Here is a 26,446-nt window from a genome sequence, read left to right as displayed (position 1 = left end):
ATTCAGCAGATCTTCACCGTGCCGTCGGCCGTCGTGCGAAACATGCCGGTAACATTCCAGAGTCCGCCGTCCGGTTCCACGGCACCTCGCCTCACGGCGGACCGGAGTGACCCGACATGCGCACCGCCGAGTATCCGGACCCTGAACGCGTTCTGCTGCACCTGAGCGACACGCACCTGCGCGCGCCCTCGACGCCGCGCCTCTTCGATTCCGTCGACGGCGCGAGGCGGCTCGCGCAGACCATCGGAGCGATCGATGCCAGCGGCATCCGTCCCGACGCGATCATCGTCACCGGCGACCTCGCGGACCTCGGCGAACCGGGCGCGTATGCCGCGCTGCGCGCGCTCGTCGAGCCGTTCGCCGAGCGTATCGGCGCACGGGTGCTGTGGGTCATGGGCAACCACGACGAGCGCGGGGCGTTCCGGGCGGGCCTGTACGGCGAGGCATCCGATGCGCGCCCCGTCGATCGGGTGGACGAGCTGGACGGCCTCCGCGTGATCACGCTCGACACGAGCGTGCCCGGGCACCACCACGGCGAGCTGCGCGAGGAGCAGCTCGCCTGGCTCGCCGACGTGCTGGCCACCCCCGCGCCCCTCGGCACGATCCTCGCGATGCACCACCCGCCGGTGCCGAGCGTGCTGCCGCTCGCGGCGAGCGTCGAGCTGCACGACCAGCGCCGGCTCGCGGCCGTGTTGCGCGGCACCGACGTGCGGGCCATCATCGCCGGTCACCTGCACTACTCGACGTTCGCGACGTTCGCCGGTATCCCGGTGTCGGTGGCGTCTTCGACCTGCTATTCGCAGGACCTCACGGTGCCCGTCGGCGGCACGCGTCCTCAAGACGGCGCGCAGGCGTTGAACCTCGTGCACGTGTACGACGACACCGTGGTGCATTCGGTCGTCCCGGTGGAGGCGCCGCGCGCCCTCGAGCACATCGACGCGGACGAGGCACGCCGCCGGCTCCGGGAAGCGGGGGTCGTGCCTCTCAGCGCCGCGCGGAAGGATGCGCCGACCGAGCCGATCGCCGTGCTGCGCTGACCTCGTCCCGCTCCCATGGTGCTCGCACCGGGAACATGCGCTCCAGGGCGCTGCGGATCGCTCGCACGCGGACCTCTTCGGCGACCTCGACCTCGCCGCCGTCGTTGAGGCAGAACATGTCGACGTCGCAGCGTTCCTCGAGTCGCTCCATGCGCCGAAGTCCCGCGGCGACCGTCGTCTGCACGTACCGCACGCGGGGGAGACGAGTGGCGACCGCCCGTCCTGTGAGCAGGGCGTAGTAGTGGTACAGGCTGTTCGTCACCGAGATGTCCGTCGCCGAGCGGAAACGGGATGCCGCGGTCCGGGCGAACTCCTCGGGAAACGCCTGCTCGAGCTCGGCCATGACGCTGCGCCGCAGCGGAGCCGCACAATGCTCGAGGTCGCGGACGATCGTGCGTCCGAACCGCTCCTGCAGCAGCGCGCGGTTCACCCGGAGTCCGTTGTCGTGGCCGCTGCGGTGGAGAGCGGGCTCGCCCGCGCCGATGCGCACCCCGCACTCGACGAACTTGGTGACACCGCCCGGGGTGAAGAACATCTCGGGCTCGACGGCGCGCCCGAAGAACATGTCGTCGTTCGAGTAGAGGAAGTGCTCCGCGATGCCGGGGATGCGGTGCAGCTGCGCCTCGACGGCGTGCGAGTTGTGTGTGGGCAGCACGGACGGGTCGGCGAAGAACTCCTCGCTGCGCACGATCGTGACCTTCGGGTGATCGAGGAGCCAGGCGGGCGCGGGGGAGTCCGTCGCGATGAAGATGCGACGGATCCATGGCGCGTACATGTGGACGCTGCGCAACGCGTAGCGGAGTTCGTCGACGTGGCGGTAGCGAGCCGGTCCGTCGTCCCCCTCGCCCACCACGTATTCGGAGAGCTGGGCCGCGCGCTGACGCCGGAACTCGCTCGACGACCCGTCCACCCACGAGAAGACGATGTCGATGTCTTCCGTCACCTCGAGTGGCTGGGGGTCGAACATCCCGGAGATCGTGCGCCAGGCGCGCCCGTGACGTTCGACGAGCTCGTATGCGACGTCCTCGGTCGCGGTGCGGCGACGCAGCACGGCGTTGTCGCGGGGTGCCTCGATCACGTCGTCCTCGAAGCGCCAGAACTCCAGGTGGACGCCCGACGACGGTCCGTAGCGCAGCGAGCCGGTGCGGCTGAGCCGCGGTCGATAGACCCGCACCGCCGTGGGCGCGTCGGGCACGTCCGCGGCATCGCATGCGAGCAGGGGCGCGCGCCCCTTGGCCTTGACGTACAGCGGCTCCCGCGTGCAGACGGCGGCGAGCGCCGCCTGCACAGCCTCGCGGTCGCGGACGTCGACGACCAGCGCGGGCACGGTGTGGTCGTGACGCACCAGGAGGGTCTCGATGCCGGCGTCGGCGAGGGCGTCCGCAACGAGCAGCAGATCGGCCTCGCGGGCTCCGTGCGGGGAGACGTCGTCGTGGACGAGGTGGAGGATGCCGCGGTCGGCGACCACGTCGCCTCGCTCTGTGAGCACGCTCCACGGGTCCGTCGCGCGCGGCAATGCGGACAGCAGGGTCATGCGGTCCTCCTTTCGTGGGTCGGCAGACGCGCTCGAATGCGAGCGTTCCCCCGTGTCGCCACGATAGGGAGCGTCCGTTACGACCACGTTTCGGACGTAGACCCTTGACACGGGGCACGTCCGTGTGCCGCGTCGCGCCACCTGCGCGCGTGCGCCGACCTCGCTAGCCTGGACCGGTGACCGAAGACGCGCGCTACCTGTCCCGTGGAGGAGACCTCCACCGCCCTTACGCCGCCGACGCCGACCGCTATGCCGGCGCGGACTACCGCCGCGTCGGCACCTCCGGGCTCACGCTGCCGCCCGTGTCGCTCGGGCTCTGGTGGAACTTCGGCGACAACATCCCGTTCGACGACCAGCGGGCGCTGCTGCGTCACGCGTTCGACCGCGGCATCACCCACTTCGACCTGGCGAACAACTACGGCCCGCCCTACGGCACCGCCGAGACGAACTTCGGGCGCATGATGCGCGAGGACTTCGCCCCTTACCGCGACGAGCTCATCATCTCGTCGAAGGCCGGCTACGACATGTGGCACGGCCCGTACGGCAACGGCGGCTCGCGCAAGTACCTCCTCTCCAGCGCCGAGCAGTCTCTGAAGCGCATGAGCATCGACTACGTCGACATCTTCTACTCGCACCGCGTCGATCCCGATGTCCCGGTGGAGGAGACCGTGGGCGCGCTCGACACGCTGGTGCGCCAGGGCAAGGCTCTCTACGTGGGGATCTCGTCCTACAGCGCCGAGCGGACGGCGGTCGCGGCATCCGTCGCCCGCTCGCTCGGCACCCCGCTCGTCATCCACCAGCCGGCGTACTCGATCCTGAACCGCTGGGTCGAGGACGGCCTCACGGGGGTGCTCAAGCAGGAGGGCATGGGGGCGATCGCGTTCACGCCGCTCGCGCAGGGACTGCTCACCGACAAGTATCTCGGCGACGGCTCGGCCGAGCGCGCGCAGCAGCGCGGGTCGCTGCCGAACGGCTCGCTGAGCGAGAAGGGGCTGTCGACGCTGCGGTCGCTCGACGTCATCGCGAAGGAGCGCGGGCAGACGCTCGCGCAGATGTCGATCCAGTGGGTGCTGCGTGACCCGGTCGTCGCGTCCGCGCTCATCGGCGCCTCGCGTCCCGCGCAGCTCGACGAGAACCTCAAGGCGCTCGAGGGTCCGTCCTTCACGGTGGAGGAGCAGGAGCGCATCGACGCCCTGTCGGACGGCATCGACGTGGACCTCTGGGCGGAATCGGCGAACCGGTGAGTCAGGCTCTCGAAGCCTCCGGCGTCCGGGTGCGGGCGCCGGGAAAGATCAACCTCTTCTTCGAGGTCGGAGGCGCGCAGGACGACGGGTACCACGACGTCGCATCGGCGTACCAGGCGGTGTCGCTGTACGAGGACGTCTGGGCATCGCCCTCCGACGAGTTCACCGTGTCGATATCGGGCACCGTCGATGTGACCGGTGTTCCCGCCGACGACCGCAACCTGGCCGTCCGCGCCGCACGGCTCGTCGCGCAGCGCATCGGCCACGCGGGCGGCGTGCACCTCGACATCGTGAAGCACGTGCCGGTCGCGGGCGGCATGGGAGGAGGGTCGGCGGATGCTGCTGCCGCCCTCGTCGCGTGCGATGCGCTGTGGGAGGCCGAGCTCGGGACCGCCGAGCTGCACAAGCTCGCCGCCCGCCTCGGCGCCGACGTGCCCTTCGCCCTGATGGGCGGGACGGCGGTCGGCACCGGGCGCGGCGACCAGCTGAGCCCCGCGCTGGCGAAGGGCCGCTTCGACTGGGTCGTGGTGCCGTCCGGCGCCGGGCTCTCCACTCCCGACGTGTACCGGCACCTCGACGAGCTTCGTGCGAGGCCCGACATCAACGCGGGCGCTCGCGTGCCGGCGGTGGCGCCCGGTGTGCTCCACGCGCTGCGGGCCGCAGACCCCATCGCGCTCGCCGAGCACACGCGCAACGATCTGCAGATCGCGGCGCTGTCCTTGCGTCCCGAGCTTCGCGAGGTGCTGGAGCTCGGAGAGGAGTCCGGCGCCCTGGCGGGAATGGTGTCGGGGTCGGGCCCTACGCTGGCATTCCTGACCGTCGACCCGGAGTCGGCGCTCGAACTGCAGATCACCTTGTCGGCCGCGGGCTACGAGGCGCTCCACGTGCACGGGCCGGTCGCCGGCGCGCGCGTGGTCACCTGAGTCGGTCCGTCACCGGTCGCGTACGCACCTGAGCCCGCCCGCGGGCGTGGAGAGGAAGATCCCATGAGCACGTCCCGAGCCGCATACGGCCGCGTCGGCGAGACCGAACGCGCCGCCTTCCGCGCGGGTCCGGTCGACGAGGAGTCGGCGAGCCGGCTCGCCACGAACGGGCTGGACTACCGACGCATCGCCGTCGACAGCGACGAGTACGCCGGCTGGCTGCAGTCCGTCGCGCGCGGCTTCCAGGACGGCGAGCGCACTGCCGAGCAGATCGCCGCCGCGCGCGAGCGCAGCGGCTACCGGCGGCTCACCGGCGTCTTCGACCCGCAGTCGCCGATGGACGCACCCGTCGCGACCATCGCGTCGTGGCTCGGAGAGCTCACGGTGCCCGGCGAGGCGATGATCCCCTCGTGCGCGATCTCGGCGGTCACGGTCGCCCCGACGCACCGGCGCAAGGGCGTCGCGCGCGCGATGCTCGAGGGGGAGCTGCGAGCGGCCCAGGCGGCCGGCATCCCGATGGCGATGCTCACGGTGAGCGAGTCGCCGTTGTACGGCCGCTACGGGTTCGCGCCCGCCGGAGCCGGAGCCTCCTGGCGGATCGAGACGAAGCGCGCCGGCTGGATCGGCCCGCAGCCCGCCGGGCGGATCGACTTCATCAGCCGCGAGCGTGTGCGCGAGCTCCTGCCGGTCCTGCACGAGCGGGTGCGGCACCGCCGCCCGGGCGAGATCGAAGTGCCGGGCAGCCACTGGGACGGGTTCGCCGGCACCAACCCCGCCGCCGAGAAGACCGCCGACAAGCGTGCCGTGCAATACTCCGACGCCGCCGGCGACGTGCGCGGGGTCGCGGTGTACGCGGTCCGCGAGAACCACGACGACTTCACGAAAGCGACCGTCTCGGTCCACTACCTGCTGGCGGAGACCGACGACGCATACGCCGCGCTGTGGCGGTTCCTGCTCGAGCTCGACCTCGTGGCCGAGGTGCACGCGGCCGAGCTGTCGGTCGACGAGCCGCTGCTGTGGATGATCGCCGACCAGCGCGCGGCGAACGTCAGCGTGCGCGACCACCAGTACGTGCGGATCATCGACGTCGTCGCCGCGCTCGAGACCCGCCGCTACGGCGGCCCCGGCGTACTGGTGCTCGACGTCTCCGACTCGCTCGGGATCGCCGCCGGCCGCTACCTTCTCGAAGCCGACGAGGCCGGCGCCGCCCGCGTGCGGAGCCTGGGCGAGGGCGAGACGATCGACGCGGTCACGGTCACGCTCGGGGTGACGGAGCTTTCGGCCACGTACCTCGGCGGTGTGTCGCTCGCGACCCTGGCGGCGGCAGGACGCGTGACGGTGACGGGCGCGGGGGATGCAGCATCCGATGCGCTGGCGAAGGCTGCGCGCGTGCTCTCGTGGCACACGGCGCCGCGCCTGAGCATCTGGTACTGAGCCCTCCGGAGCACGAGGCGAACGGAACCGGACGAAACTCGCCGATCAGTTGCTTTAGGCTTGCCTTACCTGTCTGTACTCGAGGGGTTCCCCATGCCTTCACGCCTCCCGTCTTCCGCGCGCCTGCGCCGATTCCTCGTCGTGCCGGTCGTGCTCGCCGGCCTCGCCCTGGGCGGCTGCGCCGGCGGAGCGGCAGGAGATGACGCCGCCGATCCGGACGCGCTCGTCGTATACAACGCGCAGCACGAGCAGCTCACCGAGGAGTGGGCCGACGCGTTCACCGCCGAGACAGGGATCGAGGTCGTGCTCCGCAACGGCGACGACAGCGAACTGGCCAATCAGCTCGTCCAGGAGGGGAAGGCATCCAAGGCCGACGTGTTCCTCACGGAGAACTCGCCCGCGATGTCGCTGGTCGAAGATGCAGACCTCTTCGCTCCCGTGGACGAATCCACGCTGGCGCTCGTTCCCGAGCAGTTCCGCCCGGCCTCCGGCCTCTGGACCGGGATCGCGGCCCGCTCGACGGTGCTGGTGTACAACCCTGAGCTGATCTCGGAGAGCGAGCTGCCGGCATCCCTTCTCGATCTCGCCGACCCGGAATGGAAAGGCAAGTGGGGTGCCGCGCCCGCGAAGGCCGACTTCCAGGCCATCGTGTCGGCCGTGCTCGCGACCCAGGGTGAGGACGGTGCGCGCGACTGGCTGGACGGCATGGCCGAGAACGCGGTCGAGTACCGCAACAACATCGTCACCATGAAGGCGGTCAACGCCGGCGAGGTGCCGATGGGCATCATCTACCACTACTACTGGTTCCGCGATCAGGACGCTGCAGCCGAAGACAGTGCCGACACGAAGCTGCACTACTTCGGCAACCAGGATCCGGGTGCCTTCGTCAGCATCTCCGGCGGCGGCGTGCTGAAGAATGCGCCCCACGCCGACGAGGCGCAGCAGTTCCTCGCGTTCATCGCGGGGGAGCAGGGGCAGAAGATCCTCGGCGAGGGCTACAGCTTCGAGTATCCCGTCGCCTCCGACGTCGCGGCCAAGCCCGAGCTGCCCCCGCTCTCCGAGCTCGACGCACCCGTGATCGACCCGTCCACGCTCAACGGGCCCGCGGTCGTCGAACTCATGACGGAAGCCGGACTCCTCTGACCCAGCTCCAGGCGCGAACACCCGCGCGCGGCACGACCGAGAAGCGTCCGCCCGCCGGGCTGGTCGTCGTCGTCGCGGTGCTGGCCCTCGGCGCGCTGGTCCCGATCGGATACGTCGTCCAGGCGGCGTTCGCGATGGGGTGGGACCAGCTGTCGGCCCTCGTCTTCAGGCCGAAGGTCGGCGAGCTGCTCGTCAACACGGTGCTGCTGGTGGCGATCGGCGTGCCGGCGACCGTCGTCCTCGGCGTGGGCGGCGCCTGGCTCGTCGAACGCACGACGCTGCCGGGTCGCGGGGTCTTCAAGGTCGCTCTGGCCGCCCCGCTGGCGATCCCCGCGTTCGTCGCGAGCTACGGCTGGGCCAGCGCGCTCCCGTCGATGAACGGACTGTGGGCAGCGGTGCTGGTCGCGACGCTGGCTTACTTCCCGCTGGTGTACCTGCCCGCCCTGGCGGCGATCCGGGGTCTCGATCCTGCGCTCGAGGAATCGGCGCGCTCCCTCGGCATGGGGTCGTGGGCCGTGTTCTTCCGTGTCGTCGCCCCGCAGCTGCGGCTGGCGGTGCTCGGCGGGGCCCTCGTGGTCGCCCTTCACCTCCTGGCCGAGTACGGCGCGTTCGCGTTCCTGCGCTTCGACACGTTCACCACGGCCATCGTCGTCGCGTACGAGAGCATGTTCGCCGGCCCCAACGCGGCCGCCCTCGGGCTGGTGCTCGCGCTCCTGTGCCTGATCCTCCTCGGCGCCGAGTCGGCCGCCCGCGGCCGCGCCCACTACGCCCGTGTCGGCGGCGGCTCTCCGCACCCGGCCGAGACCCTGGGGCTCGGCCCACTGACGCTGCCGGCGCTCGCCGCAGTGGCCGCGGTGCTCGCGGGCGCACTCGTGGTGCCACTGACGAGCGTGGTCCGGTGGCTCCTGAGGGCGGATGCCGCGGCCTTCGGCGATGTCGGCGTCGCGGCGCTGCAGACGCTGGGCCTCGCGCTCGCCGGCGCGCTGTGCACGATCGCCGTCGCCCTGCCGTTCGCGTGGCTGGCGGTGCGCTATCCGGGACGGCTGGCGCGGCTGCTCGAGGGCGCCGCCTACCTCGCCAGCAGCCTCCCCGCGATCATCGTGGCGCTCTCGTTCGTGGCGGTCACCCTCGCCTTCGTGCCGTCGCTTTACCAGACCGCGTTCACCGTGGTCGCGGCCTATGTCGTGATCTTCCTGCCGCGGGCGCTCGTGCCGCTGCGCGCCGGACTCTCGCAGGTGCCGGAATCGCTCGAGGAGGCCGCGCGCGCCCTGGCGGTGCCTCCTGCCGCCGCCCGGCTGCGGGTCACCGTGCCGCTGCTGCTCCCGGCGATCGGTGCGGGCGCCGCCCTCGTGGCGCTCGGCGCGGCCAACGAGCTCACCGCGACGCTTCTGCTCGCCCCGACCGGCACGAGCACGGTGGCCACGAGCTTCTGGTCGGCGGCGTCCGCCCTCGACTACCCGACTGCCGCACCCTACGCGGTGCTCCTGGTGCTCCTGTCGGTGCCCGCGGTCGCCCTCATGTTCACGCACGCGACGGGGAGGACCCTCAGATGACTCTTCGGCTGGAGGGCGTGTCGAAGGCGTACGGCGGCACCGAGGTGCTGCGCGACGTCTCGCTCGACGTTCCCCGCGGTACGCGTCTCGCGCTCGTCGGCGCCTCGGGAAGCGGCAAGACCACGCTGCTGCGCCTGGTCGCGGGATTCGTCGACCCCGACGACGGCGTGATCAGCCTGGGCGGCCGCGAGCTGTCGGGGCACGGCAGGACGGTGCCCACCCACCGGCGCGGCATCGGCTATGTCGCGCAGGACGGCGCGCTGTTCCCGCACCTCTCGGTGGCGCGCAACATCGCCTTCGGGCTCCCGCGCGGACCTGGTCGCCCAGGCCGCGTGCGCGAACTGCTCGAGCTGGCGTCGCTGCACCCGGACCTCGCCGCGCGGATGCCGCACGAGCTGTCCGGCGGCCAGCAGCAGCGGGTGGCCCTGGCGCGCGCGCTCGCCCAGAATCCCGGGGTGATCCTGCTCGACGAGCCGTTCAGCGCGCTCGACACGGGCCTGCGGTCGGCGACGCGCGACGCCGTCGTCGACGTGCTGGAGCGCAGCGGCGTCACCGCCGTGCTGGTGACGCACGATCAGCACGAGGCCCTGTCGTTCGGGCACCAGGTCGGTGTTCTCGTCGGAGGTCGCCTCGTGCAGTCGGGTGACCCGATGGCGGTGTACGACGCGCCGATCGACGCGAGCGTGGCGCTGTTCCTCGGCGATGCGCTCGTGGTTCCTGCGCGCTCGGACGCGGACGGTGTCGAGTGCGGGTTCGGCCGGCTGGCCGTGCGGCACGACCTGTCGGGCGGTGCCTCGCGCGTGCGCGCGATGGTGCGCCCCGCACAGCTGCGCGTGGCCGCGGCGGCACACGGGGCGGCAGCCACGCTGGCCCCGGTGGCCAACGGCACCGTCGTCGCGGTGCGTCCCGCCGGGTCGACCGCGGACCTGCGGCTGCGCGTCGGCACCGGTGAGTTCGAGGCGGAGCTGATGTACCGCGTGCCACAGCACCGCGCGGCCGCGTTCGCGCCCGGCACAGCTGTGCGTGTGATCGTCGAAGGCGGCGTCGTGCTCTACGCCGCGGCGGGTGAGACCACCGCGACGGGAAGCGTCGTCACGCGCGGCGCATCCGCAGGCTGAGCGGCGTCGTCGCGCGGCGCAGCCGCGCCCACCCGGTTGCGGCGCCCGCGCCGGCGCTGACGTACAGGCGGTAGGCGATCACGCCGACGACGAACGACAGCAGCGTGCCGAGCCACGGTGCGCTCTGCTCGAACGGCGGATACACCTGCCAGTGCGTGAGGTAGACGAACAGGGATGCGCCGGCCACCGTGACGACGAGGGGCACCGCCAGGCGGGGGAGCGGGATGGCCCTCACCCAGACGAGGACGAGGATCCCGCCCGCCACGATCGCTTCGCGCCACGGCTCGCCGAAGAAGCCGAAGGTCGCCGCGACAGCGACGACGGAGACGAGGATCCGCCGGGCGGTCGTGTCCGCGCGCGCCACGAGCCATCCGAGCGCGACGAGCCACAGGACGACCGGGGCGGAGTACCGCTGCACGTACTCCGCGGTGGGGCCGGCGATCGCGAAGCGGGCGGCGAGCGCGACCGCGAGCGCGACGAGGGCGAACGCGAACGGCGCCCGGCGCTCGAGCCGATCGATGCGGCGCACCGCGAACAGCGCCGCGGCGCCCGCGAACGACCAGAGCATCGCCTCGAGGAACCAGAACTGCCACTGCTCGTTCCACCGGCCGTCGTCCGGGACGAAGTTGTTCACGAGCGCAACGGTCGTCGGCGCGTATCGGCCGGTGACGAGCGCCACCGCGCCGATCCACAGCACCGCGGGGACCGCGAGCTGGGCGGCGCTGCGCGCGAGGCGCCGCAGGCGCGCGGTTCCGGCAACGGGCGCCAGCTGGAATCTCGCGAGGTTGTAGCCGGCCACGGCGAGGAGAAGGTGCGCGCCGCCCTTGAGGGCGAAGAGATCGGCGTGGGTCGCGACGATGAGGAAGATCGCCGCCGCCCGCAGCACGACCGGCGTCTCGAGGCGCGTCCACGCGAGGCGGCGGCGCCAGGGGCGCACGGCGGTCGCCGTCGCAGCACCTGTGTGCGCGGCATCCGTCTCCACGTTCGCGACGGGGGTCGGCGAGGGCGATGCCGCCAGTTCGCGCGGGGAGCGCGTCGGCCAGTCGCGGGGGAGCGCGCCGAGCATGTCCTCGAGGCGCAGGGAGACTTCGACGTAGCTCAGGGAGTCGCCGCCGAGTCCGGCGAACGAGTCGTCGAGACCGGCGCCGGGCTCGCCGAGGAGCGACGCGTACAGGTCGCGCACGGCCTCGGGCGTGACGGCGGCCGGGGTCACTGGCGCCGCGGCGGCCGTGGTGCGGTCGTGCGGGCCGGCGAAGCGCACCAGCGCAGAATAGTCGCGCTTGCCGTTGGACGTCCGCGGGAACTCGGTCACCGCGTACGCGCCGATCACCCGCGCCGGGACGCCCGTGAGGGCGGCGGCGCGCTCGCGTGCCCGGCAGGCCGCGCGCTCGGAGGTCGCGAACAGCAGGAGCCGTTCGTCGGCGCTCGCCGCGCGGGCCTCGATCCCCTCGTCGGCGAGGAGGTTCTCCACGCGATCGAGGTCGAGGCGCAGGCCGAAGACCTTCACGAAGCGGTTCATGCGGCCGACGATCTCGTACAGCCCATCCGTGCGCAGCCGCGCGACGTCGCCGGTGCGGAGCTCGGTCACGGTGCGCCCGAGGGCGAAGTCCTCGGGTCCGTGGGCGTACCCCATCATGACGTTCGGGCCCTCGTACACGAGCTCGCCGGACTCGGCACCGTCGACGGCGTCGATGCGGAAGGCGCCGCCGGGGATGGGGCGTCCGATGGCGCCGGCGTGCGTCATCGCGAGGCCGGGCGGGAGGTACGCCATGCGGGCGGTGGCCTCGGTCTGCCCGTACATCACGAAGAGCTCGAACCCGCGCTCCCGGCCGAGCTGTGCGAATCGCCGCACGGCGTCGGGTGCCATCCGTCCGCCGGCCTGCGTGAGGTAGCGCAGCGACGGGAGGTCGCCACCGTCGAAGCCTCGCGCTTCGAGTAGCTCGAACGTGTACGGGACGCCCGCGAACGAGGTGACGGCGTGCGCGCGCGCCCGGACCCAGAACTCGTCGTCGGCGACGGAGCGCTCGGTGAGCAGCAGGCTCGCCCCGGTCAGCAGGTGGCTGTTGATCACCGACAGTCCGTAGCAGTACTGCAGCGGCAGCGTCGTCGCCGCCCGATCGCTCGGTGTCAGCCGAAGGTACTCGGCGATCGCCGCCGCGTTGCTGCGGACGTTCTCGGCCGACAGCCGCACGAGCTTCGGCGAGCCGGTGGAGCCCGACGTGCTCGAGAGGACGGCGAGATCGGGGTGGAACTCGTGGCGGCTGCCGGCCCGCCGCTCGTCGAGCGTCCAGCCCGAGGCCCCGTCGTGGGCGACGACGTCCGGATCGAACCGTGCGATCAGCGACGCGCGGTGTGCCCGCGCGGCCTCGTCGTCGTCGCCGGAGACCAGGAGCACCGGGTGTCCGCCTTCGAGCGCGGCGAGATAGGTGACGATCGGCTCGACGGCGTTGCCCGCGGCGATCATCACGAGCCGCCGCACGTCGCCGAGCTCGTCACGGCGTCGCGTCACCCGATCGCGCAGCTCCGCGTAGTCGAGCCGCGTGCCGTTGGCGATCAGCGCGGTGTGGTCGGGATCCCCTCCGAGGAGGGACAGGCCGAGGGCGGGCGCAGTCGCGGTCATAGAGGGAGTGGCTTTCTCCTGACGCGCCGCCGGGGGAGAGTCGCCGACGCAAGTCCAAGGTATGCCTAGCCTAATCTGTCCGGTTGACGATGCCCGAACTGTGACTCCGATGGCGCCCGCTCAGTGGCCTCGCAGCGCCGCGAAGAAGCCGCGCCGCGGCGCGGGCTCGTGTCCCTGGCACCGCTGAGTCTGCGGCACGCCGGCGAGCGCCTGCTCGACGTGCTGGCCGCAACCGGCCCAGGTGGCCTTGCCGCACGTGGTGCACGTGATCCTGCTGCACATGGATGTCGTTCCTTTCGATTCGGATGATCCCGCGACCGGCGTCAGGCCAGGGCGAGGAAGAGCTTCTCGAGCTCGTCGGCCGTGAGGCCTTCGCCCCCCGCAGCGCCTTCGGGGTCGGCGACGCAGTCGCGCATCGCCGCCGACACGATGGCGAAGCCCGCGCGATCCAGCGCGCTGGTGACGGCCGCGAGCTGCGTGACGACGTCGCGGCACGAGGCATCCGATTCCACCGCCGCGATGACGCCGGCCAGCTGGCCGTACGCGCGCTTCAGGCGATTGGCGATGCGCTTGCGGGTGGCGGCCTGCTCTTCGGGGGTGCCGGTGATCATCATGCGGGGGCTCCTTCGCGGGTGAGGATCCGATCGATGCGGGCACCGTACCAGTGCTCGAGCGTCTGGATGCCGCCCGACAGCGATGCCGAGTCGAACCCGCTGTTCGCGAGCACGCGGTGGGCGATGTTCGAGCGGACGCCCGCTGCGCACAGCACGCGCACCGGCCGGCCGTCGGCCGCGTCCCGCACCTCGTCGAGCCGTTCGCGCAGCTGGGTGTGCGGGATGTTCAGCGAATCCGGGATGTGTCCGGTTGCGAACTCCACCGCCGACCGGACATCCAGCACGAGCGACTCGGTGCGGACGTCGTCGAGTTCGGCGGCGTGCCAGAGCCGCAGGCGTCCGGCGAGCACGTTCTCGGCGACCATGCCGACGAGGTTCACGGCGTCCTTGGCCTGCCCGTAGGGGGGTGCGTAGCTGAGGTCGAGATCGATGAGATCGGATGCCGCGAACCCGGCGCGCATCGCGGTGGCGATGACGTCGATCCGCTTGTCGACACCCTCCGCGCCGACGGCCTGTGCGCCCAGGAGTCGTCCGTCCTCGGCGCCGATGTGGACGACGAGGTGCAGCGCGGTGGCTCCCGGGAAGTAGCCGGCGTGCTGGTTCGGGTGCAGGTGGAGCGTGCGGTAGGCGATGCCGGCGGCGTCGAGGGACGCGCGGTTCGCTCCCGTGAGCCCGGCGGTGAGGCCGCCCACGCGCACGATCGCGGTGCCGAACGAGGCAGGGATCCGGCGCGCATCCGCGATGCCGAAGATGTCGTCGGCGACGAGGCGGCCGGCCCGGTTCGCCGGGCCGGCGAGCGCGGCCGGCGCGACTGCGCCGGTCACGGCCCTGGGGCTCGCGGTGGCATCGCCCGCCGCCCACACCCCGGGGGCGGAGGTGCGACCGCGCTCGTCGACGAGGATGGCGCCGCGTGCCGTCTCGAGGCCGGCGTCGCGCGCGAACCCCGTGTCGGGGGCGACGCCCACCGACAGCACGACGAGGTCGGCATCGATCACCGTGCCGTCGTCGAGATGCACGGTGTCCGCGTCGGCGCTGGCCTCGATACGTGCGGCGGCCACGGCGTCGTGGACTCGGATGCCGAGCCCGGCCAGTTCGCCGCGCACCAGGGTCGCGAGCTCCTGCTCGAGCGGCGGCAGCACATGGTCGGCGCGTTCGATGAGGTCGACCTCCAGGCCGGCCGCGCGAAGCGCCTCGGCCGCCTCCAGGCCGATGAATCCCGCGCCCAGCACCACGGCGCGGCGATCGCCGCCGGTCACGCGCTCGCGCAGGGCGACGGCATCCGACACGGTGCGCAGCGTGTGCACTCGAGGCGAGTCGATGCCGGGGATCGGCGGGCGCACGGCCGCGGCGCCCGGGGCGAGCACGAGCGCGTCGTACGACAGTGTCACCAGGCCGCGCGGTGACTGCGCGGTGACGGTGCGCGCGTCCACGTCGAGTGAGAGCACCTCGTGGCGCGTGCGAACGTCGAGGTTGAGTGCCGCCCGCAGAGACGCCGGGGTGTGGAGGAGGAGCGAGGACGCCTTCTCGATCTCGCCGCTGACGTGGTACGGCAAGCCGCAGTTGGCGAACGACACCTCTTCGCCGCGTTCGAGCACGACGATCTCCGCCGATTCGTCGTGACGGCGCGCGCGTGCCGCCGCGCTCATTCCCGCGGCGACTCCACCGACGATCACAATCCGCATGACATCTCCTCCCTCGATACCCCCAGGGGTATGTTCTCGAGAGATCTACGATACCCCAGGGGGTATCAAGCGCGAAATCGTCGGGAGCGGTCCTTGCCGGTCGCCTAGCCTTGAGGGGACATGGCACATCTTCTGGGGGCCGAGGCCCTTCACCTGGAATTCCCGACCAAGGTCGTCTTCGACCGGGTGTCGCTCGGCATCGACGAGGGCGACCGCATCGGCGTCGTCGGCCGCAACGGCGACGGCAAGTCGAGCCTGCTGGCGATGCTCGCGGGGCGGCTCGAGCCCGACGGAGGCCGCGTCACGGTCCGCGGCGGCGTGCGCGTCGGCGTGCTCGATCAGGCCGACACCCTCGACGACGCCCTCACGATCCGGGAAGCAGTCGTCGGCGCGCGCCCCGATCACGAGTGGGCCGGCGACGCGCGCACGCGCGACGTCATCGCGGGCCTGCTCGGCGACCTGGCGTGGGACGGTCCGGTCACGGGCCTGTCGGGCGGTCAGCGGCGACGCGTGTCGCTCGCGGCGCTGCTCGTGGGCGACTACGACGTCATCTTCCTCGACGAGCCGACGAACCACCTCGACGTCGAGGCGATCGCGTGGCTCGCCGAGCACATCAAGCGCCGTTGGCCGGCGAACCAGGGCGGCCTCCTGGTCGTGACGCACGACCGCTGGTTCCTCGACGAGGTGTGCAACACCACATGGGAGGTGCACGACCGCATCGTCGAGCCGTTCGAAGGCGGCTACGCGGCCTACATCCTGCAGCGCGTCGAGCGCGACCGCCAGGCGGCCGTCATCGAGCAGCGCCGCCAGAACCTCGCCCGCAAGGAGCTCGCATGGCTCCGCCGCGGCGCGCCGGCGCGCACGTCGAAACCGAAGTTCCGCATCGACGCCGCCAATGTGCTCATCGCCGACGTGCCCGAGATCCGCGACGTCACCGAGCTGCGCTCGCTCGCCGTCTCACGGCTCGGCAAGGACGTCGTCGACCTGCTCGACGCCGCGGTCTCGTATGGCGACCGAGAGGTGCTGCATCCCGTCGAGTGGCGCATCGCTCCCGGGGAGCGCACCGGCATCCTCGGCGTCAACGGCGCGGGCAAGTCGACGCTGCTCGGCCTCGTCTCCGGTGACGTGGAGCCGACCGCCGGCCGCGTGAAGCGCGGCAAGACGGTGAAGGTCGCGACGCTCACGCAGCGCCTCGACGAACTCGAGGAGCACCTCGACGACCCGGTGCGCGTCGTCATCTCGCGCTTGCGCACCACATACACCTTCGGCAGCGGCTCGAAGGCGCAGGAGCTCACTCCGGGCCAGCTGCTCGAGAGCATGGGATTCCAGAGCGCCCAGCTCTCGACCCCCGTCAAAGACCTGTCCGGTGGGCAGAAGCGCCGCCTGCAGCTGCTGCTGATCCTCCTCGAGCAGCCGAACGTGCTCATCCTCGACGAGCCCACCAACGACCTCGACACAGACATGCTCGCCGCCATCGAGGACCTCCTCGACTCCTGGCCCGGCACGCTCCTGGTGGTCTCGCACGACAGGTACTTCATCGAGCGCGTCACCGACCAGCAGTACGCGATCCTCGGCGGCCACCTCCGCCACCTCCCCGGTGGCGTCGACGAATATCTTCGCCTGCGCGAGCGTGAGCGCTCGGCCGGCCCGACGACATCGAAGGCGACGGATGCTGCAGCCGCAGCATCCGCGTCATCCACCACGCCGTCGTTGTCGGGGCAGGAGCTGCGCGCCGCACAGAAGGAGGTCGCGTCGCTGGAGCGGCGCCTCGAGAAGCTCGAGACGCAGATCGCCACCGCGAAGACGGCGCTCGCCGACCACGACCAGTCGGACTACGTCGGGCTCGGCGCCGAGATGGCCCGCATCGGCGAGCTCGAGAAGGAGCGCGACGGCGTTGAGGAGCGCTGGTTCGAGCTCACCGAGCAGCTCGGCTGAGCGCGGGTCAGTCCGCGGCGTCGAATCCCAGGCTGAGCTTGCGAAGCAGGGCGGCGAGCCGGTCGCGGTCGCCCCGTGACAGGGCGTCGAGCAGGAGCGCTTCGGCGTCGACGAGACGCGTGATCGCAGCATCCACCCGGATCTTCCCCTCGTCGGTGAGCGTGACCAGGATGCTGCGGCCGTCATCGGGGTCTGATTCGCGGCGCACCAGCCGGCGCCCGACGAGTCGGTCGATGCGGTTGGTCATCGTTCCGCTGGAGACCAGCGTCTGCTGCAGCAGCTGCTTCGGGCTGAGCTGGAACGGCTCGCCCGCGCGCCGCAGCGCCGACAGCACGTCCCATTCCCAGGGCTCGAGCTCGCTGCGCTTGAACGCGTCGCGGCGCGCGCGGTCGAGGTGCCGGGACAGCCGGTCCACGCGGGACAGCACACCGAGGGGCGAGAAGTCGAGGTCGGGACGCTGCGTGGTCCACGCCTCGACGATGCGGTCCACCTCGTCGCTCTGCGCCGTCATGCCCCCATTATCCCGAGCGCGGCGCTTCGACGGGCTCAGCGGCGGGTGTGCGGTCTGGCAGACTTGACAGGCGGCGCCCGGCACCCGGGAGCGCCGCGGTCCGCCGTGGTGTAATGGCAGCACGACAGCCTTTGGAGCTGTGAGGTCTAGGTTCGAGTCCTGGCGGCGGAGCATGACCGACACGACCCGCGACAACGCACTGGCCGTCATCGTCCTGGCCGCAGGGCAAGGCACCCGCATGAAGTCCGCGGTGCCCAAGGTGCTGCACCGCATCGGCGGGCGTCCGCTCGTCGGGCACGTGCTCGACACCGCGATCGCCCTCGAGCCCGAGCGCGTCGTCGTCGTCGTGCGCCACGAGCGCGACCTCGTCGCCGAGGCGGTCGTGAAGGCCGTTCCGGGCGTGGTCGTGGTCGACCAGGACGAGATCCCCGGCACGGGCCGCGCGGTCGAGGTGGCGCTGGACGCCCTCGGCGACTTCACGGGCGACGTGCTCGTCCTGAGCGGCGATGTGCCGCTCCTCGAGGCCGACACGTTGGAGGCGCTCGTGCGCACCCATCGCGACCGCGCTGTGGCCGCAACCGTGCTCAGCGCCTCGCTCGACGACGCGACCGGCTACGGTCGGGTGATCCGCGACGCCGATGGTGCCGTGTCGCGCATCGTCGAGCAGAAGGACGCGACGGCGGACGAGGCATCGGTCACCGAGATCAACGCCGGGGTGTACGTCTTCCAGATGCAGGCGCTGCGCACCGAGCTGGCTCTCGTGGGCACCGCGAACGCGCAGGGCGAGAAGTATCTGACGGACGTCGTGGCGCTGCTGCGGGGTGACGGTCTCCTCGTCGCGGCCCAGGCCGCTCCGGATGCCGCGGCCGCACTGGGCGTCAACGACCGCGTGCAGCTGGCCGAGGCCGCTCGCGTGCTGAACGCGCGCACCGTGCGGCGCTGGCAGCTCGAGGGGGTGACGATCCTGGACCCCGCGACGACGTGGATCGACGTGGACGCGAAGCTGGCACCCGACGTGACGGTGCTGCCGAACACCCACATCCTGCGGGCGACCGTCATCGCGTCGGGTGCCCTCGTCGGCCCCGACACGAGCCTCGTCGACTGCGAGGTGGGAGAGGACGCCACCGTCACCCGCACCGACGCGACGCTCGCCGTGATCGGCGCGAAGGCCACCGTCGGCCCCTTCGCCTACCTGCGCCCCGGCACGTACCTCGGCGACAAGGGCAAGATCGGCACGTTCGTCGAGACCAAGAACTCGACGATCGGCGAGGGCAGCAAGGTGCCGCACCTGTCGTACATCGGCGACACGACGATCGGCAAGCACGTCAACCTCGGTGCCGGCGCGATCACCGCGAACTACGACGACCTGGCGAAGCACCGCACCGAGATCGGCGACGAGGTCCACTCCGGCTCGCACAACGTCTTCGTGGCGCCCGTTAGGATCGGAGACGGCGCGAAGACCGGGGCCGGGGCGGTCATCCGCAAGGATGTACCCGCCGGTGCCCTCGCTCTCAGCGTCGCCCCTCAACGCAACGTCGAGGGGTGGGTCGAGAAGAACAGACCGGGTACCGGAGCGGCGGATGTCGCCGCCAGGGCCCGCAGCGCACAGAAGGCGGACGATGGCGCGCAAGAAGAAGACCGTTGAACTCGACCGGGCGAATGACATCGCCCCGGGACTCGTAGCCAAGACGAAGAAGCGTCTCGTCATCGCGCGAGGCAGTTCACACCCCGAGCTCGCGGCCGAGGTCGCCGCGCAGCTGAGTACGGAGCTGGTGCCGACCGAGTACCGCACCTTCGCGTCCGGCGAGATCCTGACCCGCTTCGAGGTCTCGATCCGCGGGTGCGACCTGTTCCTCATCCAGAGCTTCGGCCCGCCGGTCAACGAGTGGATGATGGAGACCCTCATCATGCTCGACGCCGCCAAGCGCGCGTCGGCGAAGCGCATCACCGTTGTCGCGCCGTACTTCCCGTACTCGCGTCAGGACAAGAAGGGCCGCGGCCGCGAGCCGATCAGCGCCCGCCTCGTCGCCGACCTCTTCAAGACGGCGGGTGCCGACCGCGTCATGAGCGTCGACCTGCACGCCGCGCAGATCCAGGGCTTCTTCGACGGGCCCGTCGACCACCTGTTCGCGAAGCCCGTGCTTCTCGAGTACTTCGAGAACACGCTGAGCGCTCAGGACCGTGAGCGCCTGACGGTGGTCTCGCCCGACACCGGGCGCGTGCGCGTCGCGGACCAGTGGTCCGACAGCCTCGGTGCGCCGCTCGCGATCATCCACAAGCGCCGCGACCCGAACGTCGCCAACCAGGTGACGGTCAACGAGATCGTCGGCGCCGTCGACGGTCGGGTCTGCCTCCTCGTGGATGACATGATCGACACCGGCGGCACCATCGTGAAGGCCGCCGAGGCGCTCAAGGCGAACGGCGCGGTCAAGGTGATCGTCGCCGCCACGCACGCGATCTTCAGCGACCCGGCCGCTCAGCGCCTGCAGAGCCCCGCGGTCGATGAGGTCGTGGTGACCGACACGGTTCCGATCCCCGCGGAGAAGCGCTTCTCGACGCTTACGATTCTGCCTATCGCACCGCTGCTCGCACGTGCGATCCACGAAGTGTTCGAGGACGGCTCCGTCACCAGCATGTTCGACGGGGCCGCCTGACGCCGGCGCCGAGTCGAGACCCCGGCTCCGCGGCGGCGACGGAAGGACGATCCAGAAATGTCGCAGCCGCTCGAGTCCAGACCGCTGACGGAGGCCCGGCTGACCGTCGCGCGCCCGTGGGCCGTCCCCGCAGACGATGTGCTGGAGCATCTCGAAGCGGACGCCGGGGGTCTCAGCACCGCTGACGCCGCGGAACGGCTCGAGGTGGCGGGGCCGAATCGCCTGCCCGAGCCCGCGCGGAAGCCGGGGTGGCTGCGCTTCCTCGCGCACTTCAACGACACCCTGATCTACATCCTGCTGGGTGCCGCGGTGATCAAGGCGCTCATGGGCGACTGGCTCGACTTCTGGGTGATCATGGTGGTCGCGATCATCAACGCGGTCATCGGGTATGTCCAGGAGGGCCGCGCCGAGAAGGCGCTCGCGGGCATCCGAGGCATGCTGTCGGCCGACGCCAGCGCGCGGCGCGACGGCGGCTGGGTCACCGTTGCGGCGGCCGATCTCGTACCCGGCGACGTGGTGCGACTGATGCCGGGCGACAAGGTGCCTGCGGACCTCCGGCTGCTGCAGGCGAACCAGCTGCGCATCGACGAGGCCGCGCTCACGGGCGAGTCGGTGCCGTCGTCCAAGGCGACCGATCCGGTCGCGGGTGACGCGGGCGTGGGCGACCGCGGGTCGATGGCGTTCTCGGGCACGATCGTGAGCGCCGGGCAGGGCCGGGGCGTCGTGACCGCGACCGGCCCGACCACCGAGCTCGGCCGCATCCAGAGCCTCGCCGACGAGGCTGACGCCCTGGCCACCCCGCTGACCCGTCAGCTCGACAGCTTCGGTCGCGTGCTCACCGTGGTGATCCTCGGTATGGCGGCGGTCATGATGATGATCGGGCGGTTCCTCCACGGGATGCCGTATGACGAGCTGATCTCGGCGGCCATCGGCTTCGCCGTCGCCGCGATCCCCGAGGGCCTTCCCGCGCTCGTCACGATCACGCTCGCCATCGGCGTGCAGCAGATGGCCCGCCACAACGCCATCACGCGCAAGCTGCCCGCGGTCGAGGCCCTCGGCTCGGTCACCACGGTCTGCTCCGACAAGACGGGCACGCTCACCCGGAACGAGATGACGGTGCGCCACATCGTCACCCCCCTTGCGGACTACGACGTCACCGGCCTCGGCTACGCGCCCGAAGGCGAGATCGTGGCGGCGAACGCAGAGCCGGTTGCCGGGGGCGGGGGCGATCTCGCCGCGATCCTCGCGATCGCGACCCTGTGCAACGACGCGCACATCGTTCGAGCCGACGACGGCTCGTGGAGCCTCGTGGGCGAGCCCACCGAGGGTGCCCTCAAGGCCGTCGCGATCAAGGGCGGCGTCGGAAGCACCGGAGGGCGCAGGGTCGCCGTCATCCCGTTCGACTCCGCCAACAAGCTCATGGCGACGCTGAACGAGGGCGCGCGTTCGGGAGGCGAGGCGGGTGAGGTGTCACGTGCCATCCTCGTGAAGGGCGCGCCCGACCGCCTGCTCGAGCGCTCGCTCACGCAGCGCGGCGTGAACGGCTCCGAGCCGCTCGATCTCGCGCGCTGGGACGACGCGGTCGCCAGACTCAGCGGCCAGGGCCTGCGCGTCCTGGCGGCCGCACGCAAACCGGTGCGTCCCACGACGGACGAGTTCGCGCTCGACGACCTGGTCGACCTCGAGTTCATCGGCCTGTGGGGCATCGTCGACCCTCCCCGGCCCGAGGCCGTCGAGGCGATCGCGGACTGCCACACCGCCGGCATCCGGGTCAAGATGATCACCGGCGACCACGCCGGGACCGCCCTCGCGATCGCGCACGAGATGGGCCTGGCAGGCGCGGACGCGGAGGTGCTCACCGGCGCGGAGCTCGAAGCGCTCAGCCAGGAGCAGCTGCGCGAGGTGGTGCAGGGCGTCGACGTGTTCGCGCGCACCAGTCCGGAGCACAAGATCCGCATCGTGCGCGCGCTGCAGTCGCACGGCGAGGTCGTGGCGATGACCGGCGACGGTGTCAACGACGCCCCCGCCCTGACGCGCGCCGACGTGGGCATCGCGATGGGCATCAAGGGCACGGAGGCGACGAAGGAAGCGGCCGAGTTCGTGCTCGCCGACGACAACTTCGCGACGATCCGCAGCGCCATCGCCGAGGGCCGTCGCATCTACGACAACCTGCGCAAGTCGATCGTCTTCCTCCTGCCGACGAACGGGGCGCAGTCGCTGGTCATCCTGGTCGCTGTCGTGTTCGGCCTCGCGCTGCCGCTCACCAGCGTGCAGGTGCTCTGGGTGAACATGGTCACCGCCGTCACGCTCTCGCTGGCCCTCGCGTACGAGCCCGCCGAGCGCGGCATCATGCGCCGTCCGCCCCGCGCGAGCGGCGGTCCGATCATCAACCGCGGTGAGCTCGGATTCATCCTCATCGTGTCGCTGCTCATCGGCGGCGCGGCGATGGGCGTGTTCTACGGGGTGTCGGCGGCCGGAGCCGACCTCGAGGTGGCACGCACGGAGGCCGTCCTGATGCTCGCGTTCGGGCAGCTCGCGTTCCTGTTCAACTGCCGGTTCCTCACCCGTTCGAGCCTCACCCTCGATGTGCTGCGCGGCAACAGGGTGGTGTGGTGGTCGGCGCTGGCGCTGGTGGGGCTGCAGCTCGTCTACACGTACGTGCCGTTCATGAACGTGCTGTTCGAGTCGCGGCCCCTGCCCGCGGCATCCTGGATCCTCCCGATCGGCGTGTCGATCGGGATCTTCCTCGCGGTGGAGGTGCTGAAGGCGGTGCTGCGGGCTCGGCGAGGCTCATCGCGCACTGCCGCATCTCTCAAAGGCGGCTCATAGGCGGGCTTGAAAGGATCCAATCCGACGCGGATATCGCGTCGACGCCACGAGCCCGACCCGAGCCAGGAGGACCATCATGATCCGCACCGCACTCGCTTCCCGCCCCGTCCGCGCCGGCGCGGCCCTCACCGCCGTCGCCGGCATCGCCCTCCTGTCGGGCTGCGCGGCGACAGCTTCCGAGGCCGAGGAACGCACGACGACCGACAGCGGGGCGTCGTCGACGGACTCCGGCTCGACGGACTCCGGCACGGCCTCTGGCTCTTACGCCGACGGCACGTACTCGGCGGACGGCTCGTACGCGACGCCCGAGTCGGTCGAGACGATCAACGTCACGGTGACCCTCGAGAACGACGTCATCACCGCCGTCGAGGTGACCGGCGACCCGCAGAAGCGGGAGTCCGAGCAGTACCAGGGCCAGTTCATCGGGGGCATCGCCGACGTGGTCGTGGGGGAGGACATCGACGACATCCAGGTCAGCCGCGTCGCCGGATCGTCCCTCACCAGCAGCGGCTTCAACGAGGCGATCGAGACGATCAAGTCCGAAGCGGCGAGCTAGCCCATGAGCGCGGTGCCGGCGTCATGGCGCTTCGACGCCATCGGCACGACGTGGGAGATCGTCACCGAGCGCCCGCTGCCCGAGGAGGTGCGGCGCGAGGTGACGACGCGGATCGACGCGTTCGACCGGGCGTGGTCGCGTTTCCGCGACGACTCCGACGTCAGTGCGCTGGCCGGCGGTGCGGCATCTCTTCCCTCGCCCGAGGACGCGGCGCCCATGCTCGATGCCCTCGCTGCCGTGTCGGAGGCCACCGGGGGAGCCGTGAACCCGCTCGTCGGGGACTCGCTCGACGCGCTCGGCTATGACGCGCAGTACTCGTTCGACGACGCGGGGCCGCTCGCCGCGCCGTTCGACTGGCGCGAGCGTCTGACCTGGCAGGATGGCCGGCTCGCCCTCACCGAGCCGGCGACCGTCGACGTCGGCGCGCTCGGCAAGGGACGCCTCGTCGATCTCGTGCTCGGGATCCTCATTCTCACCGAGTCCGGAGACCTCACCGTGGACGCCGGCGGCGACCTCGTCGTACGGGGGCGTCCGCAGCGCATCGGGCTGGAGCATCCGTTCGATCCTCGTCGCGCGATCGGCGTCTGGGAGGTGACGGATGCCGCACTGTGCGCGTCGGCGATCAACCGGCGCGCGTGGCCGTCCGCGAGGGGCTCGACCCTGCACCACGTGCTCGACGCGCGCACCGGACAGCCGGTCCGGGCGATCGCGGCGACCTGGGCGGTGGCGGCCGACGCGATGACCGCCGACGCGATCGCGACGTCGCTGTTCTTCGACGGCGGCCCGCGCCTGGCACATGAGTGGGGCGTGGAGTGGGTGCGCATGACCACCGACGGCCGCGTCGAGTGGTCGCCCGGCTGCCGCGCCGAGCTGTTCGTGCGCCCGGATGTCGGACCCGTGACCGCGCCGGTTTCGCGACCGAATAGCCTGGGAAGGTGACCGAGCCTCCCTCCGGACACGTCGTCGCGGTCTCGCGCGACGACGCGCATCGCTTCAGCAAGCCGACACGCGAGAGCATCACCCTGATAGCCGGGATCGGCGTCGAGGGGGACTCCCACGCCGGCATCACCGTGCAGCATCTCTCCCGCATCAGGCGGGACCCGACGACGCCCAACCTGCGGCAGGTGCACCTCATCCACGCCGAGCTGTTCGATGACATGGCCGAACGCGGCCACGAGGTGGCTCCGGGTGCTCTCGGCGAGAACATCACGACGGCCGGCGTCGACCTGCTCGGGCTGTCGCGCGGCACGCGGCTCGAGCTGGGTGAGGGCGCGGTGATCGAGATCACCGGCCTACGCAACCCCTGCGCGCAGATCAACGGACTCTCGGAAGGGCTCATGAAAGAACTGGTCTCCATCGACGACAGCGGCGCCACCGTGCGTCTGGCGGGCGTCATGTCGGTCGTGCTCGCAGGCGGCGTCGTGCGCCCGGGCGACAGCATCCGTGTCATCCCGCCCGCGGGTCGCTTCGAGCCCCTGCAGCCGGTGTGACGCGGATGGGATCGCTGACCGCTCTCTGGAACCGCGTCTTCGCGGTGCTCGGCCGCATGTCGATGTACCGCCTCGTCTACTTCGCGCTCGCAGCCCTCGCCGCCGTCGCGCTGCTGCTGTCGTTCTTCGACCTGGTCGGTCCCGACCCGCTGCAGCTGGTCGCGACGCTCGCCGTGCTCTCGGCCGTGTGCGTGGGGGTGGATGCCGCGGCCCAGCGCGTGCTGAACCTCCCGTGGCGCCTCGAATCGTCGCTCATCACGGCGCACATCCTGCTGTTCGTGCTGCGTCCGACGTACGAGTTCGTCCCGCTGGTCGGCATCGCGATCGCCGCCGCGGTCGCGTCGCTGTCGAAGTACGTCCTCGCCTGGCGCGGCCGGCATGTCTTCAACCCCGCGGCGGTCGGCGCGACCGTGCTCACCCTGCTGAGCTTGGCGTGGCCCGACCTTGGCGCGTCTTCGTGGTGGGTGGGCACGCCCGCGCTCGCCGCACCCGTGATCCTGCTGGGCCTCGCCGTGCTCGTGCGCACGGAGAAGGTGCGCGTCATCCTCGTGTTCCTCGTGACCGCCGTGGCCGTCGGCGTCATCCGGACCTCGGTGCAGTACCAGGACGCCGGCCTCGAGATCGACGTGCTCGATCTGCTGTGGCCGGTGCTGTGGTCGTCGCCGTTCCTCTTCCTCGGCGCGTTCATGCTGTCGGAGCCGCTGACGCTCCCGCCCCGGCGGTGGCAGCAGTTCGTCGTCGCCGGTGTCGTCGGCGTGCTCGCCGGGTGGCCGATCGCGATCGGCGACATCACCCTCGGCCAGGAGCGCGCACTCCTCGTCGGCAACCTGGTGGCCTTCGCGTTCGCCGTCCGCACGGCCGTGCGGCTCACACTGGTCGCGCGCGCCGAACCCACGCCGACCGTCCAGGAGCTCACGTTCCGGGTGCACGACCGGCTCGCGTTCCTGCCGGGCCAGTACCTGGAGCTCGAGGTGCCGCACCGGCACCCCGACGCGCGCGGCACCCGCCGCGAGTTCAGCATCGCGTCGGCGCCCGCCGACCTGCCGTTCGTGAAGGTCGCCTTCAAGGAGGGCAAGACCACGAAGCCGCTGAGCTCGTACAAGAAGGCGCTCGCGCTGGTGGAGCCGGGCGACGAGCTCGCCATCACAGGCGTCTGGGGCGACTTCCTGCTCCCCAAGCGCGATGCGGCACCGATCCTGATGGTGGCGGCCGGCATCGGTGTCACGCCGTTCGTGTCGCAGCTCACCCAGGGCAAGGCGAACGGGGTCGATCGCGATGTGGTCCTTGTCTACGTCGCGTCGGATTCGTCGGAGCTCGCGTACCGCGACGAGATCGAGGCATCCGGAGCCCGCGTCGTGGTGTTCACGCGCGACCGGCCGGCCGACCTCCCCGCCCACTGGGTGTGGGCGCAGGGGGTCCGCCTCGACGCCGAAGGCCTCGTGCGCGTCGTCCCCGACATCGCCGCGCGCCACGCGTACATCTCCGGGCCGGCGGGGCTGATCGCCGAGCTCGCCCCCGCGCTCGAGAAGGCCCGCTCGATCACGACCGACGCCTTCAGCGGCTACTGAC

21 protein-coding genes and 1 tRNA gene are annotated in these 26,446 nt (G+C 71.4%); 16 read left to right on the top strand and 6 right to left on the bottom strand.

Annotation, left to right across the window (positions count from 1 at the left end; translation table 11 throughout):
* The first annotated feature begins 116 nt into the window (after positions 1-116).
* Complete coding sequence (locus RS82_RS12395) at positions 117-1,037, top strand: phosphodiesterase (protein ID WP_045299859.1); 921 nt, start codon at positions 117-119, stop codon at positions 1,035-1,037.
* Here the strand turns inward: RS82_RS12395 and RS82_RS12390 are convergent.
* Positions 985-2,571 carry a stealth conserved region 3 domain-containing protein gene (locus RS82_RS12390; protein WP_045299856.1) on the bottom strand — a complete coding sequence of 529 codons (1,587 nt, stop codon included), beginning with the start codon at positions 2,569-2,571 and terminating at the stop codon, positions 985-987. The genes RS82_RS12395 and RS82_RS12390 overlap by 53 nt on opposite strands.
* 176 nt (positions 2,572-2,747) lie before the next feature.
* Here RS82_RS12390 and RS82_RS12385 point away from each other — a divergent pair, with 176 nt between their 5' ends.
* From RS82_RS12385 to RS82_RS12360, 6 genes are all read left to right on the top strand, one after another.
* Entirely contained in the window at positions 2,748-3,815 is a 1,068-nt protein-coding gene (locus RS82_RS12385; RefSeq protein WP_045299854.1) for an aldo/keto reductase, read from the top strand.
* Positions 3,812-4,738: a 4-(cytidine 5'-diphospho)-2-C-methyl-D-erythritol kinase gene (locus RS82_RS12380; RefSeq protein WP_045299852.1), complete on the top strand. Its 927-nt coding sequence runs from the start codon at positions 3,812-3,814 to the stop codon at positions 4,736-4,738. Before RS82_RS12385 ends, RS82_RS12380 begins: the two co-directional genes overlap by 4 nt.
* 63 nt (positions 4,739-4,801) lie before the next feature.
* Entirely contained in the window at positions 4,802-6,172 is a 1,371-nt protein-coding gene (locus RS82_RS12375; RefSeq protein WP_045299850.1) for a GNAT family N-acetyltransferase, read from the top strand.
* 93 nt (positions 6,173-6,265) lie between these two features.
* Positions 6,266-7,315 carry an iron ABC transporter substrate-binding protein gene (locus RS82_RS12370; protein ID WP_045299848.1) on the top strand — a complete coding sequence of 350 codons (1,050 nt, stop codon included), beginning with the start codon at positions 6,266-6,268 and terminating at the stop codon, positions 7,313-7,315.
* A 77-nt stretch (positions 7,316-7,392) separates the two neighbouring features.
* Positions 7,393-8,868, top strand: a complete 1,476-nt coding sequence (locus RS82_RS12365) for an ABC transporter permease (RefSeq protein WP_245619600.1) — start codon at positions 7,393-7,395, stop codon at positions 8,866-8,868.
* The gene (locus RS82_RS12360) at positions 8,865-9,986 is read left to right on the top strand and encodes an ABC transporter ATP-binding protein (RefSeq protein ID WP_045299845.1); all 1,122 of its coding nucleotides are present in this window, start codon (positions 8,865-8,867) and stop codon (positions 9,984-9,986) included. Before RS82_RS12365 ends, RS82_RS12360 begins: the two co-directional genes overlap by 4 nt.
* On the opposite strand, the gene RS82_RS12355 is transcribed toward RS82_RS12360, so the two are convergent.
* The 4 genes from RS82_RS12355 to RS82_RS12345 all read right to left on the bottom strand — a co-directional run bounded on the left by RS82_RS12355 (position 9,961) and on the right by RS82_RS12345 (position 14,902).
* Positions 9,961-12,606, bottom strand: a complete 2,646-nt coding sequence (locus RS82_RS12355; RefSeq protein ID WP_045299843.1) for an AMP-binding protein — start codon at positions 12,604-12,606, stop codon at positions 9,961-9,963. The two genes, RS82_RS12360 and RS82_RS12355, sit on opposite strands and share 26 nt — an antisense overlap.
* Positions 12,607-12,726: 120 nt before the next feature.
* Complete coding sequence (locus RS82_RS21540) at positions 12,727-12,888, bottom strand: hypothetical protein (RefSeq protein WP_169748700.1); 162 nt, start codon at positions 12,886-12,888, stop codon at positions 12,727-12,729.
* Between the two features lie 41 nt (positions 12,889-12,929).
* On the bottom strand, positions 12,930-13,220 hold the full coding sequence (locus RS82_RS12350) for a metal-sensitive transcriptional regulator (RefSeq protein WP_157005555.1): 291 nt from the start codon (positions 13,218-13,220) through the stop codon (positions 12,930-12,932).
* Positions 13,217-14,902: an FAD-dependent oxidoreductase gene (locus tag RS82_RS12345; protein WP_045299841.1), complete on the bottom strand. Its 1,686-nt coding sequence runs from the start codon at positions 14,900-14,902 to the stop codon at positions 13,217-13,219. Before RS82_RS12345 ends, RS82_RS12350 begins: the two co-directional genes overlap by 4 nt.
* A 120-nt stretch (positions 14,903-15,022) precedes the next feature.
* Between RS82_RS12345 and RS82_RS12340 the strand changes: the two genes are divergently transcribed.
* Complete coding sequence (locus tag RS82_RS12340; RefSeq protein WP_045299839.1) at positions 15,023-16,837, top strand: ABC-F family ATP-binding cassette domain-containing protein; 1,815 nt, start codon at positions 15,023-15,025, stop codon at positions 16,835-16,837.
* 7 nt (positions 16,838-16,844) lie between these two features.
* Here RS82_RS12340 and RS82_RS12335 read toward each other — a convergent pair whose 3' ends face one another.
* The gene (locus tag RS82_RS12335) at positions 16,845-17,348 is read right to left on the bottom strand and encodes a MarR family winged helix-turn-helix transcriptional regulator (RefSeq protein ID WP_045299837.1); all 504 of its coding nucleotides are present in this window, start codon (positions 17,346-17,348) and stop codon (positions 16,845-16,847) included.
* Between the two features lie 99 nt (positions 17,349-17,447).
* Here RS82_RS12335 and RS82_RS12330 point away from each other — a divergent pair.
* The 8 genes from RS82_RS12330 (at position 17,448) to RS82_RS12295 (ending at position 26,445) form a co-directional block, all read left to right on the top strand.
* Positions 17,448-17,519: transfer RNA gene (locus RS82_RS12330), tRNA-Gln, on the top strand.
* 1 nt (position 17,520) lies between these two features.
* Positions 17,521-18,993 (top strand): bifunctional UDP-N-acetylglucosamine diphosphorylase/glucosamine-1-phosphate N-acetyltransferase GlmU, encoded by a 1,473-nt coding sequence (gene glmU / locus RS82_RS12325; protein ID WP_045299835.1) that lies wholly within the window; start codon positions 17,521-17,523, stop codon positions 18,991-18,993.
* Positions 18,968-20,002 (top strand): ribose-phosphate diphosphokinase, encoded by a 1,035-nt coding sequence (locus tag RS82_RS12320; protein WP_045299833.1) that lies wholly within the window; start codon positions 18,968-18,970, stop codon positions 20,000-20,002. The genes glmU and RS82_RS12320 overlap by 26 nt, the downstream gene beginning before the upstream one ends.
* 57 nt (positions 20,003-20,059) lie before the next feature.
* Complete coding sequence (locus RS82_RS12315; protein ID WP_045299830.1) at positions 20,060-22,831, top strand: cation-translocating P-type ATPase; 2,772 nt, start codon at positions 20,060-20,062, stop codon at positions 22,829-22,831.
* 76 nt (positions 22,832-22,907) lie between these two features.
* Positions 22,908-23,387 carry an FMN-binding protein gene (locus tag RS82_RS12310; protein WP_045299828.1) on the top strand — a complete coding sequence of 160 codons (480 nt, stop codon included), beginning with the start codon at positions 22,908-22,910 and terminating at the stop codon, positions 23,385-23,387.
* A gap of 3 nt (positions 23,388-23,390) precedes the next feature.
* A complete protein-coding gene (locus tag RS82_RS12305) occupies positions 23,391-24,326 on the top strand; it encodes an FAD:protein FMN transferase (RefSeq protein ID WP_045299826.1) in 936 nt (311 codons plus the stop codon).
* On the top strand, positions 24,323-24,877 hold the full coding sequence (locus RS82_RS12300; RefSeq protein ID WP_045299824.1) for an MOSC domain-containing protein: 555 nt from the start codon (positions 24,323-24,325) through the stop codon (positions 24,875-24,877). Before RS82_RS12305 ends, RS82_RS12300 begins: the two co-directional genes overlap by 4 nt.
* A 5-nt stretch (positions 24,878-24,882) precedes the next feature.
* Positions 24,883-26,445 (top strand): FAD-dependent oxidoreductase, encoded by a 1,563-nt coding sequence (locus tag RS82_RS12295; RefSeq protein ID WP_045299822.1) that lies wholly within the window; start codon positions 24,883-24,885, stop codon positions 26,443-26,445.
* Position 26,446: the final 1 nt, after the last annotated feature.

This window comes from Microbacterium trichothecenolyticum, from assembly GCF_000956465.1.
GTDB classification, from domain to species: Bacteria; Actinomycetota; Actinomycetes; order Actinomycetales; family Microbacteriaceae; genus Microbacterium; species Microbacterium trichothecenolyticum.
This window is presented reverse-complemented; position numbering and strand designations above follow the sequence as displayed.

What these genes read in the sequence shown, in the direction of transcription:
- RS82_RS12335 (WP_045299837.1), bottom strand. Translation starts at nt 17,348, where the DNA reads ATGACGGCGCAGAGCGACGAGGTGGACCGCATCGTCGAGGCGTGGACC.
- RS82_RS12310 (WP_045299828.1), top strand. Translation starts at nt 22,908, where the DNA reads ATGATCCGCACCGCACTCGCTTCCCGCCCCGTCCGCGCCGGCGCGGCC.
- RS82_RS12295 (WP_045299822.1), top strand. Translation starts at nt 24,883, where the DNA reads ATGGGATCGCTGACCGCTCTCTGGAACCGCGTCTTCGCGGTGCTCGGC.
- RS82_RS21540 (WP_169748700.1), bottom strand. Translation starts at nt 12,888, where the DNA reads ATGTGCAGCAGGATCACGTGCACCACGTGCGGCAAGGCCACCTGGGCC.
- RS82_RS12345 (WP_045299841.1), bottom strand. Translation starts at nt 14,902, where the DNA reads ATGCGGATTGTGATCGTCGGTGGAGTCGCCGCGGGAATGAGCGCGGCG.
- RS82_RS12395 (WP_045299859.1), top strand. Translation starts at nt 117, where the DNA reads ATGCGCACCGCCGAGTATCCGGACCCTGAACGCGTTCTGCTGCACCTG.
- glmU (WP_045299835.1), top strand. Translation starts at nt 17,521, where the DNA reads ATGACCGACACGACCCGCGACAACGCACTGGCCGTCATCGTCCTGGCC.
- RS82_RS12375 (WP_045299850.1), top strand. Translation starts at nt 4,802, where the DNA reads ATGAGCACGTCCCGAGCCGCATACGGCCGCGTCGGCGAGACCGAACGC.
- RS82_RS12360 (WP_045299845.1), top strand. Translation starts at nt 8,865, where the DNA reads ATGACTCTTCGGCTGGAGGGCGTGTCGAAGGCGTACGGCGGCACCGAG.
- RS82_RS12320 (WP_045299833.1), top strand. Translation starts at nt 18,968, where the DNA reads ATGGCGCGCAAGAAGAAGACCGTTGAACTCGACCGGGCGAATGACATC.
- RS82_RS12370 (WP_045299848.1), top strand. Translation starts at nt 6,266, where the DNA reads ATGCCTTCACGCCTCCCGTCTTCCGCGCGCCTGCGCCGATTCCTCGTC.
- RS82_RS12355 (WP_045299843.1), bottom strand. Translation starts at nt 12,606, where the DNA reads ATGACCGCGACTGCGCCCGCCCTCGGCCTGTCCCTCCTCGGAGGGGAT.
- RS82_RS12305 (WP_045299826.1), top strand. Translation starts at nt 23,391, where the DNA reads ATGAGCGCGGTGCCGGCGTCATGGCGCTTCGACGCCATCGGCACGACG.
- RS82_RS12390 (WP_045299856.1), bottom strand. Translation starts at nt 2,571, where the DNA reads ATGACCCTGCTGTCCGCATTGCCGCGCGCGACGGACCCGTGGAGCGTG.
- RS82_RS12350 (WP_157005555.1), bottom strand. Translation starts at nt 13,220, where the DNA reads ATGATGATCACCGGCACCCCCGAAGAGCAGGCCGCCACCCGCAAGCGC.
- RS82_RS12315 (WP_045299830.1), top strand. Translation starts at nt 20,060, where the DNA reads ATGTCGCAGCCGCTCGAGTCCAGACCGCTGACGGAGGCCCGGCTGACC.
- RS82_RS12340 (WP_045299839.1), top strand. Translation starts at nt 15,023, where the DNA reads ATGGCACATCTTCTGGGGGCCGAGGCCCTTCACCTGGAATTCCCGACC.